This is a genomic window from Methylobacterium durans (assembly GCF_003173715.1).
In the GTDB taxonomy this organism is placed as follows: Bacteria; Pseudomonadota; Alphaproteobacteria; order Rhizobiales; family Beijerinckiaceae; genus Methylobacterium; species Methylobacterium durans.
In genome coordinates, this window is record NZ_CP029550.1 from 3,455,949 (window position 1) to 3,468,477 (window position 12,529).

General features: G+C 57.5%; 11 protein-coding genes and 1 pseudogene. 9 read left to right on the forward strand and 3 right to left on the reverse strand.

Annotated elements, in window-relative coordinates; all coding sequences use genetic code 11:
• Positions 1 to 10 precede the first annotated feature (10 nt).
• The 6 genes and pseudogenes from DK389_RS15955 (at position 11) to DK389_RS32445 (ending at position 7,168) form a co-directional block, all read left to right on the forward strand.
• Positions 11 to 1,333 carry an HlyD family type I secretion periplasmic adaptor subunit gene (locus tag DK389_RS15955; protein WP_109891021.1) on the forward strand — a complete coding sequence of 441 codons (1,323 nt, stop codon included), beginning with the start codon at positions 11 to 13 and terminating at the stop codon, positions 1,331 to 1,333.
• A gap of 217 nt (positions 1,334 to 1,550) precedes the next feature.
• Positions 1,551 to 2,578, forward strand: a pseudogene (locus DK389_RS15960) (KpsF/GutQ family sugar-phosphate isomerase).
• 44 nt (positions 2,579 to 2,622) lie between these two features.
• Positions 2,623 to 3,492 carry a 3-deoxy-8-phosphooctulonate synthase gene (gene kdsA, locus DK389_RS15965; RefSeq protein WP_109891023.1) on the forward strand — a complete coding sequence of 290 codons (870 nt, stop codon included), beginning with the start codon at positions 2,623 to 2,625 and terminating at the stop codon, positions 3,490 to 3,492.
• Positions 3,493 to 4,081: 589 nt separating this feature from the next.
• On the forward strand, positions 4,082 to 4,639 hold the full coding sequence (locus tag DK389_RS32440; RefSeq protein ID WP_162560671.1) for a hypothetical protein: 558 nt from the start codon (positions 4,082 to 4,084) through the stop codon (positions 4,637 to 4,639).
• Between the two features lie 262 nt (positions 4,640 to 4,901).
• Positions 4,902 to 5,879: a glycosyltransferase family protein gene (locus DK389_RS15970; protein ID WP_109891025.1), complete on the forward strand. Its 978-nt coding sequence runs from the start codon at positions 4,902 to 4,904 to the stop codon at positions 5,877 to 5,879.
• Between the two features lie 848 nt (positions 5,880 to 6,727).
• The gene (locus DK389_RS32445; protein ID WP_162560672.1) at positions 6,728 to 7,168 is read left to right on the forward strand and encodes a hypothetical protein; all 441 of its coding nucleotides are present in this window, start codon (positions 6,728 to 6,730) and stop codon (positions 7,166 to 7,168) included.
• Between the two features lie 673 nt (positions 7,169 to 7,841).
• Here the strand turns inward: DK389_RS32445 and DK389_RS34300 are convergent.
• The 3 genes from DK389_RS34300 to DK389_RS34310 are packed head-to-tail and all read right to left on the reverse strand — an operon-like array spanning position 7,842 to position 8,777.
• Complete coding sequence (locus DK389_RS34300) at positions 7,842 to 8,063, reverse strand: hypothetical protein (RefSeq protein ID WP_236960080.1); 222 nt, start codon at positions 8,061 to 8,063, stop codon at positions 7,842 to 7,844.
• A gap of 37 nt (positions 8,064 to 8,100) precedes the next feature.
• Entirely contained in the window at positions 8,101 to 8,610 is a 510-nt protein-coding gene (locus tag DK389_RS34305; protein ID WP_236960082.1) for a transposase, read from the reverse strand.
• On the reverse strand, positions 8,568 to 8,777 hold the full coding sequence (locus DK389_RS34310; protein WP_236960084.1) for a hypothetical protein: 210 nt from the start codon (positions 8,775 to 8,777) through the stop codon (positions 8,568 to 8,570). Before DK389_RS34310 ends, DK389_RS34305 begins: the two co-directional genes overlap by 43 nt.
• Before the next feature lie 735 nt (positions 8,778 to 9,512).
• Between DK389_RS34310 and DK389_RS15985 the strand changes: the two genes are divergently transcribed.
• The 3 genes from DK389_RS15985 (at position 9,513) to DK389_RS15990 (ending at position 12,507) form a co-directional block, all read left to right on the forward strand.
• Entirely contained in the window at positions 9,513 to 10,262 is a 750-nt protein-coding gene (locus DK389_RS15985) for a 3-deoxy-manno-octulosonate cytidylyltransferase (protein WP_109891029.1), read from the forward strand.
• 651 nt (positions 10,263 to 10,913) lie between these two features.
• Positions 10,914 to 11,366 (forward strand): hypothetical protein, encoded by a 453-nt coding sequence (locus DK389_RS32450; protein WP_162560673.1) that lies wholly within the window; start codon positions 10,914 to 10,916, stop codon positions 11,364 to 11,366.
• 142 nt (positions 11,367 to 11,508) lie between these two features.
• Positions 11,509 to 12,507 carry a glycosyltransferase gene (locus tag DK389_RS15990; protein WP_162560674.1) on the forward strand — a complete coding sequence of 333 codons (999 nt, stop codon included), beginning with the start codon at positions 11,509 to 11,511 and terminating at the stop codon, positions 12,505 to 12,507.
• Positions 12,508 to 12,529 lie beyond the last annotated feature (22 nt).

The following is a 12,529-nucleotide window of genomic DNA, read 5'->3' on the forward strand; positions in this document are numbered from 1 at the left end:
GGGTGCGCTAATGACGACCGCGCTCACCATTCAGCCTCCTCCCATCCGGACGGATTGGCGGAGGCCTGTGCTGCTAGCCTATCTCGTGATCCTTATTGCCTTCGGCGGAGGAGCAGGTTGGGCGGCATTCGCCAAGCTCGAGAGTGCGGCCATCGCCTCTGGGGTTGTTATGTCTCAGTCGAACAAGAAGACCGTTCAACATTTAGAAGGCGGGATCGTTCGTGAGATCCTCGTGCGCGATGGAGACCAGGTGCAGGAGGGGCAAACTCTTCTACGCCTCGACGACACGCAAGCTCGCGCCTCGCTGGAAACGACGAGGAGCCAGCAGGCGATTGACCGTATTCGGGAAGCGCGACTGCTTGCTGAGCGGGATCAGACCGACAGGATTGTCCTCCCGGACAGCGTAACGTCCAGGGCCCATGAACCCGCGATCGCGCGTGCCATTCAAGATGAGAAGGGAAACCTCCGCGAGCGAGCTGTGTACTTGCGCTCTCAAACCGATGTGCTCAATGCCAAGATCGTCCAAACTGAGCAGGAAGTGCGGGCGCTTAGAAACGATGCTGATTCGACCAAGCAGCAACTCGTCACAATCGACCAAGAACTAAGCGGTCTCCGGCAGCTGCTCGCGAAGCAGCTAGTTCCTGTCTCGCGAGTGGCAGCACTGGAACGTGAGCGCATTCGCCTGCAGGGGGCACTCGACCGCGCGATTTCAGATGCCAAGAAGGGCGAGCAAGCGATCGACGAGACGAAGCTTACGATCGTCCAGACTCAAAAGCAGTTCCTGCAGCAGGTTTCTTCGGACATCATCGATGTTCGCAAGAGTCTCGCCGAGTTAGCCGAGAAAGAAAATGTCGCGAAGGACATATTGAGCCGCGTCGAGGTCCGGGCGCCACGCACCGGAATTGTCCAGAGTATGAAGGTATTTACCATCGGCGCCGTGCTGCGTCCTGGCGACACGATGCTAGAGATTGCTCCCACAGGTGATCAATTGACGGTGGGCATCCAGATCTCGCCGGCCGATGTAGATTCTGTTGCCGAGGGACTGAGGGCAGAGGTGCGTTTCCCAACATATCACTCCCGTCGCGTGCCCATCATGCTGGGCCAGGTTCGGTCGGTCTCGTACGACCGCGTCACTGACCCACAGAACCCGCAGAACAGTTACTTTCAAGGTGAAGTTGTCGTCGACGCAGCCAGCGTTCCGGCCGAAATCAAGGATCGGCTGAAGCCGGGCATGCCCGCAGACGTCATTGTGACCACGGGTGAGCAGACCCCATTGGACTACTTCTTGGGCCCGCTATTCGACCGAGTGGCGCACGGAATGCGGGAAAAGTGATCTGGCTGTTTCAGATTGCGCGGCTGAAGGACTTAATGGGATAATAAGTATGGTCGCATTTTCTCAAGGAATTGTTGGCATCTAAAAAGTTCTTGGTTTAAGCAGGGGCGCTTAATCATATTGCCAATACGTGGTGGCTGACGACCTCAACAACAGGCGCTGCCAGACATCGCGGCAAATCAAGACTGAGTTCTGAACAGCAGAAGGGGGTACAATCATGGCACTGGCACAGCGGATCGGCGAGCGCGACGAGGCTTCGGAGGCCCGCGAGGGAGCAGCCGGGGCGGCCGTCGCCTCGGCGCTCCGGACCATCGGCACCGAGCGCGAGGGCCTCGCCTGCCTGATGGAGGCGGTGGCGAACGGCCTCGGCGCGCCCTTCACCGCGGCGGTCGAGCGGATCGGCCGGGCGCGGGCCGCTGCATCCTCACGGGCATGGGCAAGTCCGGCCATATCGGCCGCAAGATCGCGGCGACGCTGGCCTCCACGGGCACGCCCGCCCTCTACGTTCACCCCGCCGAGGCGAGCCACGGCGATCTCGGCATGGTGCAGCCGGACGACGTGGTGGTGGCGCTCTCCTGGTCCGGCGAGACGACGGAACTCGCCGACATCATCGGCTACGCCAAGCGCTACCGCGTCGGGCTCGTTGCGATCACGTCGAACGCGGCCTCGACGCTCGGGCGCGAGGCCGACGTCTGCCTGGCCCTGCCGAAGGCCCGGGAAGCCTGCCCGAACGGCTTGGCGCCGACGACCTCCACCGCCATGCAGCTGGCGCTGGGCGACGCGCTCGCGGTGGCGCTCCTGGAGGCGCGCGGCTTCTCGGCACGGGAATTCTCGATCTACCACCCGGGCGGACGCCTCGGCGCCTCGCTCCGGCAGGTGCGCGAGGTCATGCACACGGGCGCGCAGCTGCCCGTCGTCGCCCGCGGCACGCCGATGCGGGCGGCCATCGCCGAGATCGACGCCAAGGGCTTCGGCTCGGTGATCGTGGTCGAGGCCGACGGGCGCCTTGCCGGCATCGTCACGGACGGCGACCTGCGCCGCAACGTGTTCCGAACCGACCTCGACCGGGTCTGCGTCGAGGCGGTGATGAGCACGCATCCCCGCACGGTGAACCCTGAGACCCTGCTCGCCAAGGCCCTGGAGATCCAGGAATCCATGAAGATCACGGCGCTGATCGTCGTGGAGGCGGGCCGCCCGGTCGGCCTCGTGCACTACCACGACCTGCTGAAGACTGGAGTTGCCTGAGAGTATTGCAGGATTGTCCGAGCGAGTTTTGGAGCCAGTAGCCTATGTACCAGACAGCCACCGCGGTTTCCGCCTCTCCCAGCCCGGTCGCCGTGCGCGTCGGCGGGGCCGTCTTCGCCAACGACCGGCCCTTCGCCCTGATCGCCGGCCCCTGCCAGCTCGAAGGGCGCGAGCACGCGCTTGAGATCGCCGCCGCCCTCAAGGAGATGGCCGGGCGCCTCGGCATCGGCCTCGTCTTCAAGGCCTCGTTCGACAAGGCGAACCGCACCTCGGCAGGCTCGGCCCGTGGCCTCGGGCTCGCCGGGGCGCTCCCGATCTTCGCCGAGATCAAGGAGCGGTTCGGCCTGCCCGTGCTCACCGACGTGCACGAGGCGGATCATTGCGCTGCCGCCGCCGAGGTGGTCGACATCCTCCAGATCCCGGCCTTCCTCTGCCGCCAGACCGACCTTCTGCTGGCGGCCGCCGCCACGGGCCGCGTCGTCAACATCAAGAAGGGCCAGTTCCTTGCCCCCTGGGACATGGCGCACGTCGCCGCCAAGGTGACGGGGGCGGGCAACGGCAACGTCCTGGTGACGGAGCGGGGCGCCTCGTTCGGCTACAACACCCTGGTCTCCGACATGCGCAGCCTGCCCGTCATGGCGCAGGTGACCGGCGGCCTGCCCGTGGTGTTCGACGCGACCCACTCGGTCCAGCAGCCGGGCGGGCAGGGGGCGACCTCGGGCGGCCAGCGGGAATTCGTCGCCGTCCTTGCCCGCGCGGCGGTCGCGGTCGGAGTGGCGGGCCTGTTCATCGAGACGCATCCCGACCCCGACCGGGCCCCCTCCGACGGCCCGAACATGGTGGCGCTGAGGGACATGCCCGCGCTCCTCGAGACACTGCGGGCCTTCGACCGCGTGGCGAAGGGACAGGGCTGAGCAATTCATAGATCAGGTGTCAGAACAAATGGGTAAGATATTAGTTATAAGTCTCTACCCGTTTGCAGCGAGCAGTGGCGGCTTTTTCCGACGCCGTTCGAGTATCTTTTTTCAGGCACTTTCTCAAGATTGGCATGTCACGATCCTTTCCGTGGATGTACTGCGGAAGGCGCAACAGGAGGTAAATTTCACGGCGAATTTACGAGAAATCCGGGTTCCAATAACAATATCGAGCAAGGACAATGAGTGTGAGGGGTTTTTCCGAGATGGAGTTCAACTAGGGTGCGCTTGCGCTCGGGCAGTCCAAGAACCAACGTCAGAATTCGGGACCCTCGCGCGATCGCTATCTCGCGACAGCTCTATAGTAATCCACGAGACACCCTTCTCCGAGCCCATCTTTCGGGAGGCGCCACCTATCACCGAAGTGTACTTCGTGGGAGAAAGCTCATTATCTGCCAGTACGTCTCGTTTCGCAGAAAATTTAGTCAGTGAGCAGTGCTGGCTCGACTTTTGGAGTTTAGAAAGAGCTCTGTGCCGAAGAGCACGAGGTATCATCACTCCGAACCAAGCACACTCCGCGATACTGCAATTGAGCTACCAAATTGGGTCCGACAGTGTCTTCTGCATTCCTGATGGATGTAACGAAGAAGTTCTTGAATTGGCTTGGCAGAAAAAAATGTCTGCCAACGGTCGCTGCTACCATTTGCTACTCGCATTTTCGAACTCGGACACCGGCGGTTCGACCTCTTTCATGGAGCGAGCGCAGGAAGAGTGCCGTGACAAGTTTGAATTCACGGTCATTCAAGCAGGAAGCGCCCCCGCCGAGCAGGCAGGATTGGGAGCACCCCAAGTTCGAAGATGCCTCACGAACCATGCGTGGGTGAACTTACTATCTTCGATAGACATGGTCGTGGTTGTCGGCAGTGCTGGTTCAGCGGCAGCGAGCGTCTCTGAGGCAAGGGTGTTAGGCATCCCGGTGATCGCCACTCCGGTCGCCGCACATTCTCTCGGACTCGATGAAAACGCCTCGGAATTCTGGATAAGAGAAGCTGGACCTGCGCTTTGGCGAACGATTTCTGAAATATGTCGTCGCCGGGCGGGCGGATCCCACCTGAAAGTAAGTTCCCCGCAGCGCGCCCGCTTCTGACTGAGCGGGAGTCGGGGATAATATTTAGGCATACTATAGCTCACATTTATCAAAACCAAAGAAGTCTGCCGAAAATTCCAGATCGTAGAAGGTCTTCTATAATAGGACTTAACGATTACTCGATTATCGACAGAAAATCGGGGGCGCGCTTCGCATTGTAAATACTCTATCTAATTTAGACGCGAATGCTGTAGTTTTAACTTTTGGCAATAAGTTTTGTGTGAGATTAGTTAAACGGACGCTTCTCGCCATCGAAATCCCAATGACCTCCGAACATAAAACAATACGTAAGCTGCTTGCGCAGCAAACGTTATGTTCAGTCGACGACATTGCGACGGCTCTCGTAGTGACAAAAAATTCTTTCATGAAGAAATTGCTGTCTGATCTGTTGGAGAGCAAGCCGAACGCAGTGATTTTTGAGCACTGCTATATGGGCCCTCTTATAGAATTCATTATGAAAATTTCTCAGAACATCTGTATAATTTACTCAGCTCATAATAAAGAAGCGGAATTGAAGAGTGAAATTCTCGGAAGGTCACCGCTCGCCGCGCGTTTAGTAAGTTTTGTCGCCTCAATCGAGGCAAGTCTAAGTTGGAAGAGCAATCTCGTCGTAACGTGTAGTACCTTAGACGCTTTGAAATTCCGGGCGGAGGGAGCATCAGAAGTCCTGACAGTAGATCACGGTGCGGACCAACACGCATCTGAGCGATCGGTCTCGCGCTGTCCTGTTCCTAACCGGGTAGGATTTGTCGGATCGGCGCATAAGCCAAACGTAGAAGCGGCTCGTTTCATTGTTTCGCATGTCGCCCCTAGGCTCACCGCGATTCATTTCGATGTAGTCGGCGATGTCAGCGAGGAGCTGTATGGAACCGTTCCTGAAAATGTGCATCTTCACGGAATCCTAGACGAGTGTGACAAGATACACTTGATGTCGTCATGGCAGATTGCTTTAAACCCTGTTGCCAGTGGAGGAGGGTCTTGCTTGAAGACCATTGATTACATGATGAGGGGAGTAGGAGTTCTCGCAACACCGTACGCCGCCAAAGCGCTTCCAATCCATGTGAGAGGAAAGATTTTTACAGCGGAGCTGGAACAATTTGCATTAGCGCTCGAAACTCTGCTAATGCAACCTGACGTAATCAGGCAGAATGAAGAGGCCGCCTTTGTATATGCCAGAGAAAATTTTAGTTGGCGTAAGCAAGTCGAGCCGCTTGCAGAATTTGTCAAGCAATGGCATTGAGATATGGCTGGACTAGAGGAGTGGTGTGAAGTTGAAAATCGCATTTTTCTACTCTATCGTCGTTGATTCAGACCATCTTGCGCTTCACTGTTGTCACTTGTCGCTCGATGCCTAACGCGGTGATCGAAGATTATCCTGATAATTCGGGCGCAATTAATCATGGCGTTATTTTCATTAAATAGATTCAATGGCATTGCTGGCAAGAGCGGGCATGTATTATTCCTTAATAATACTGCATTTCAGTATCATTGGGGTTGCTACGCGACGTCTTCAATATTGCTCGATGCCTTACTTAGGGATGGATTTCTTATTACAACATTCGATGTTGAGACAACACATAGCGATATTGGCCTCCCGAGCAGCTTAGTCGCGGTTTTAGATGAACCGCATTCTGCTTCGTTGCTGTTGCGCGAGAGGGCTCCATTTCTGCATAGATCAATTGAACGATGCGACTTTATTGTAGTAAACGGTGAAGGGACGCTTCACCGCGATCACAGAGGGCCAAAAAATTTGCTAGGTCTAATATTTCTCGCAAATGAGGTCTATAAAAAGAAGGTGTTTCTTGTTAATCATTCCTGCTTTCCATCGGGGGTAACCCACGAACAAGTTAGTGCAAACGATAATCTGTATCAGGCGTGTTTAAGCCGTGCGAGTTCCATCGTGGCTAGGGAGCGTAGCAGTCTGCAGGTATATCGACGGCTTGGCATTGCAGCCCGCATTGGCTTTGATTCTCTTCCGCTTTACGTCGCGAATAGTAGACAAAGGAGGAGATTCAGCGACTCGGTTATTATTGGAACTAGCTCGCACTGGGGGCCGAAGACGTCGGTCGATTTGCGGCGGCTGTGGCGGTGTTGCCGCTGAAGTATGGTCAGAAAATCGCATTTTTATCAGGTGGATACGGTGGCGGCCCGCCTGAAGATGATCTTCACTTTTCGATCCTTCAGGACAAGATTTCAAATCTCGAATTGCTTAAACCGAAATCGTGTGGGGAATGGCTTGACCATATCGGATCCGCGGATGTTCTCGTAAGCGGCCGTTTTCATCATCTCGTCGCTGCTGCTTCGCGAGGAGCGAGATCTGTGAGTCTTCCGGGGAACACTCCGAAAAATCACGCGCTTTGCGAATGTCTGCAACTCCCTCCGCCGATTGCTCTCCAACCCGATGATTTCGAGGAACGATTGGTTGATGCGTTCAACTCAGCAGAGCCGGTAAATCGTAAGATGAGGAGATCGATTCTCCGGTTGGCGGAGAACAATTTCGCTTGGCGGGGTGGACCAAGCTTTGCGTGACTTCACTCTCGGAATGTATCAACGGCTCATATCTGGGATCCTCAAGCTGCAGACTGGCTGCATCAGCGGTCTAGCCGCAGGAGCACATCGCAGCCGAGTCGATGCGGTTGTGCTGCGGGAGCAAAATGCTGCGGCAGTAATTGGGCGTCCCGGAAGAGCGCCTCCGGTTGTCTCTGCCATGAGGAAAGTCGATTGGGTCAAGATCGATCAGTTCGTGCGTCGCTGATGTTCAGTCCCGCTGTGTGGTGTGCGACTGATGGCGCATCGATGGACCCGCAAAGCCCCAGTTCTCCAAGGCAGGGCCAAGACAACTGAGCGGCTGTGTTGAAGGTCAAGTGGTGAGTGGCCGGCATAGCGCGCGGTCGCGAACAATGGCATTGAGCGTCACCAGCAGCTTTCGCATCACAGCCGCCAGGGCGGCCATCCTCTACCCACCGCACGCGGTGAGCTGCTTATTGAGGGCCGGATGGAAGAGTCGTGCTTGAGGGCTTCACTGGGGCCACGTGCGAGGACGTGCTGGCCTACCTGACCTTCCCACTCCAGCATCGGGCGAAGCTTCACAGCACGAATGAGATGGACAAGACCCGCCGAGCCTTCCATGGTAGTTTTCTTGTTGCGCTGACGACCTCGTGGCCAAGCGCGGAGCGTCGGCTGCAAGCTCCGCCGAGCCGCCTTATCCGACCGCTCCCGGTTTGAGGCGTCCGTGCACCGCCTTCGAAGGACGTGGCGTCCAGTGCGCCACGACGTGCTCGTAGGCCGTCTCCGCCCACCGGGCGATCTCCATCTCCTGCTCGCGAAGCGCCTTGACGTTGTAAGCGTAGGCCGGACCGGATCGGTTGCTCTTCTTCTGCGGCAGACCCGCCTGCAGTTCGAGACCGCGAACCTTGTTGGCCACGGGGGTGAGGCAGTCCAGAGGTAGTCCGCCTCCTTGGTCAGCAGGTGCCAGCAGAGCATGGCGAGCTTGCGCGCGGTCGCGACCTGATGACGGCGCCGGGCGCGCACGCGCACGGAGAAGGCGTGAAGCGAACCCGGAGCTTTTGCGGCGGCCCAGGCGGCCTCGACCAGCATGGCACGGGCGCGGCTGCGCCCAGCCTTGCTGATGCGCCCGTGTGCTGAGCGAGGCCAAGGCCGGACGCACGCGCGGGATTGAGCCCGAAGTAGCTCACCAGCTTCTGCTGGCTGGAGAAGCGGCCCACGTCGTCGATTGCGGCGGCGAGTCCGGTCGCCGCCGTCACGTTGATGCCGGAGACCGTGAGCAGGCGGCACACAACTGGCTGTCGACCGTGGCCTCGCTGATCGCACGATCGAGCATGGCGAGGTCCTCCCTCAAGGCATCGAACTCGCGCAGATACCGCCGGATCGTAGCGTGATCGTCGCCGGGCAGGACTTGCCGCTCCAGCTACGCTCGGCCGGGTCGATTGAAGAGGTCGGCGTGCGGGCATTGAGGCACGAGGTGAGGGTGCAGGATCGAATGTGTCTCGTTCTTCAGCCCTGTGCGGAAGCGAACGACATGATTGCGCCGCGCCACGAGCCGGACCAGTTGCTCGGTCGCCGCGTCCGGGGTCCAGATCTCCGGCAGGATATCGGCAGCACGCAGGCTGGCAAGCACGCCCGTGTCGCTCTTGCTTGTTAATCATCACATGCGCGTGGGCGATCGCCTTCACCTACAGCGAGTTGGTGACGAAAACGTGGGACACGTGTGGCGTCAATAGGTGCGAGAGGACCATGGCGTTGCCGGCCGCCTCGATCGCGGCCTCGTCCTTGGCGTGTAGCGTGCCGCGAAGGCCTCCGGGCCGCTGCGACTCAGATCGACCCGGCCAGCGTGCCTGAGCCGGCCGTCCTCGCAGACCACGACCTCGGCGAAGGTGCGGTGCAGGTCCATCCCGATCACACGGCGCATGGCAGCCCCTCTCATCACCACAGGAGGGGAGCGGCGGGCGAAACGGCACCTACATCCGCGCTCTCAGCGCAACTGGGCGAGTCGCAGAGGCGGCCAGTCACTAACCCAAGCTCTCAGCTCATCTTGTGTCTCGGCTTGCCCGAACCTTTGAGCTCCCGGTGCCTCTGTCCCGGACGGTCGCACAATATGCCGGAACCCGCGTCCCGGCCGAACCGCGGCACAGCCATCCTCATACCGACTACGAACCCGCTGGAGCGCCTCAACAAGGAGATCAAGCGGCGTGCCGATAGGGTCAGGATCTATTGTGCAGCAGGTCTAGCCTGCAGCTATCCGATCATCCTGTACCGTTATCGGCAGCCTAAATTTCTGGGCGAGTACAATTTATGTCTCGGTAACTGCCAGCTGTTAAGCACCGCCACTGTTGCATCGAAGGCTTTTGACAGCATGTCCGACCCCCTCGTCCTGATCCCCGCGCGGCTCGCCGCGACGCGGCTGCCGAACAAGCCGCTCGCCGACATCGCGGGCGAGCCGATGATCGTGCATGTCTGGCGGCGCGCAATGGAGGCCGGGATCGGCCCCGTCGTTGTGGCCACCGACGCGCAGGAGATCGCGGCCGCCATCGAGGCGGTCGGTGGGCTCGCCACGATGACGCGGGCCGACCATCCGTCCGGGTCCGACCGGCTCGCCGAGGCGCTGGAGACCGTCGATCCCGAGGGGCACTACGACGTCGTCGTGAACGTGCAGGGCGACCTGCCGACGATCAACCCGCGGGCCATCGGCGCAGCGGTCAGCCCGCTCGCCGACCGCGCCGTCGACATCGCCACGCTCTGTGCCGTGATCACCCGGGCCGAGGAGGCGACCGACCCGAACGTGGTCAAGCTCGTCGGCCATCCGGTCGGGCCGGACAGGCTGCGCGCGCTCTACTTCACGCGGGCCAGCGCCCCGTGGGGGGAGGGGCCGCTCTACCACCATATCGGCCTCTACGCGTATCGCCGCACGGCGCTCGCACGCTTCATGTCCCTGCCGCCCGGCCACCTGGAGACCCGCGAAAAGCTGGAACAGCTTCGGGCGCTCGAGGCGGGGATGCGCATCGACGCGGCCGTCGTCGACGACCTGCCTCTCGGCGTCGACACGCCGCACGATTTGGAACGCGCACGCGCGCTCGTGGACAAGAGAATGACAACAGGTCGATAGAAGTTGTTTTACACGCAATTGTACCGCGCGCTACTTATAACGAAAGACAACACGGAGTCACTAGCCAAAGAATCAGTATAGAATGCAAGCGTAACATCGATTGTTACCAAGTTTGCCTTCCAAACGACGCGCGATTCAGGATTCGAGATCAAGGAAGGCTCCACATTTCAGACGCCGCAGTAGCCAACAATCAGCCGGATGCCGCGGCATAACGGCCGCATCTAGCTTGCTTCATGCTTCCACCTGTCGTATCTCACAAAAAATCCCCCCGCAGCTTTCAACTAAACAACGAAGAGTCCAAATAATTTGGCACAGAAATTCCTTACCAACTCCCCGCCGGCCGACGAGTTTCTATTGTGGTATGTATCTCCCCCCGCCTCTGCCTTCCTAATTATTTAGAGTGTAATGCAAAGCGACGACCCAATGTCGATGCTCATCAATGCGGCACAGCGAACGGCAACCAAGATGGAGCGGCTGCCGGGCGATGCACAAATATTATCACGCTATCGAGGTAGAAGTTTTTAGTTTAACTGCGATCTAGAATATTTTTATTTGGGAATAATAGCTTTACATCCCCCTGCGGCCCAGAAAACACTAGATCATGAGCGCGATCTGAATCCTGATGTTCACTTTGATTTCGGAGCATGCAAAATGGCAAGAGAGGCCGTTCTCGGTTCATTGAGGCCCGGTGAGCAAGGCTTAAGCTTTGGTGCAGGTTGGCATCACGTCGAGCTCACAGAGGTGCCGGAAATTTGGAGTGATCAACGTCTTGAATCTGTGCTGATGGTTGAGGTTCCGGGAGGAGCGGTCAAGCTAGAACTCGAGTTGGGAGGGGCCGCTCATGTGAACAATCTGCTCTTCTTGACTGCATCGATCGATCATAGGAGGGCAAAATCGGCGATAAAGAAAATCGAAGGGCTGCAAAGCGCGGCGCCCTTCGACTGTCAAGGAAGCGTGGAGTTCACAATTCCTTCTCCACCCTCCTCTGCGAAAGCACTCCAAGTCGTGCTTAACATCCCTCGTCGCTACCGTCCATGCAGCGTGCGCGCTTCGGAAGACAGTCGTTTCCTCGGAGTTTTGCTTAGGCAAATAATCATTAGGTGATCTCATGCGCTGGCTTGTCTTCTCACCAACTCCAACTGCTCCGCTAACAGCGGGAAACCGAGTCCGCATATATAATATGCTAAGTGCTATAAGACAGGAAGGAAACGAAATTTGCTTCTTTTACACCGGTAGAGAAGGGCTAATGCCAGAATCGCTTTCCGCTATGAAGGGCCAGTGGGATCTCGTCGATTTTATCGAGCCAACAGAAATAAAGCGTCAACCGAAGGGAGAAATTTTCAATATCGATGATTGGATCGACGCTGAGACGATTGCTGAAGCGGAACGTGCGATACAGCAGCTTCAGCCAGATGTCATCTTGGTCAACTACGTGATGTATAGTAAGATTTTAGATCTGGCACCCGCCAGTTGCGTTAAGCTGCTGGACACTCATGATAAATTCGGAGATCGCCATCTTCTGCTGGACCGCGCGAATATACCGCGCAATTTTTTCTGGACGAGTCCAGATCAAGAGGGCGTTGGTCTTAACCGTGCCGATATTGTTGTCGCGATCCAGGAGACCGAGGCTTCCTACTTCTCGGAGATCAGCTCTTCCGAAATCAAACTACTTAAGCATGCACCAGCTGAGCGTGCGACGACGAGCCGAATCAATATGGGATTATTTGGTGTAATTGGATCAAATAACAGAATCAACCAGAAATTCTACCAACAATTGGTCGACGAGTGGGTAAGATCAGCATCTCCACGCATGCACTTGTTTGTGGCCGGAGATGTTTGCGGAAGTATAGATGTAGCTTCGCAAAATGTATCGCTGATTGGACGTGTCGATGATCTTGACGAATTTTACAGCACGATTGATATTGCTTTAAATCCCCTCGTAAGCGGCAGTGGTTTGAAGATCAAAACTCTTGAGGCGCTCGAATACAGAATGCCAATAATCTCAACGCGCGAAGGCATGATGGGATTCAACGCGGTACATCCTTTCCATGTTTTGGAAAGTGTTCAAGAATTAGTTGCATGTAGCAAAGAGATACAGGAGAAGCCAGATTTGCTCTCTGGGTTGGCCGATGCCAGTACAATCCTGCTAGCAGAGTATTGCGGAAATTGGCGTTCCGATTTTCAGCATCTGATGTCTTCTATCGAGCGCCTTCACGTCGAAAAGGCGAATTTGCGCACGATATAAGCCGGATGGTCGTCACTCGCTG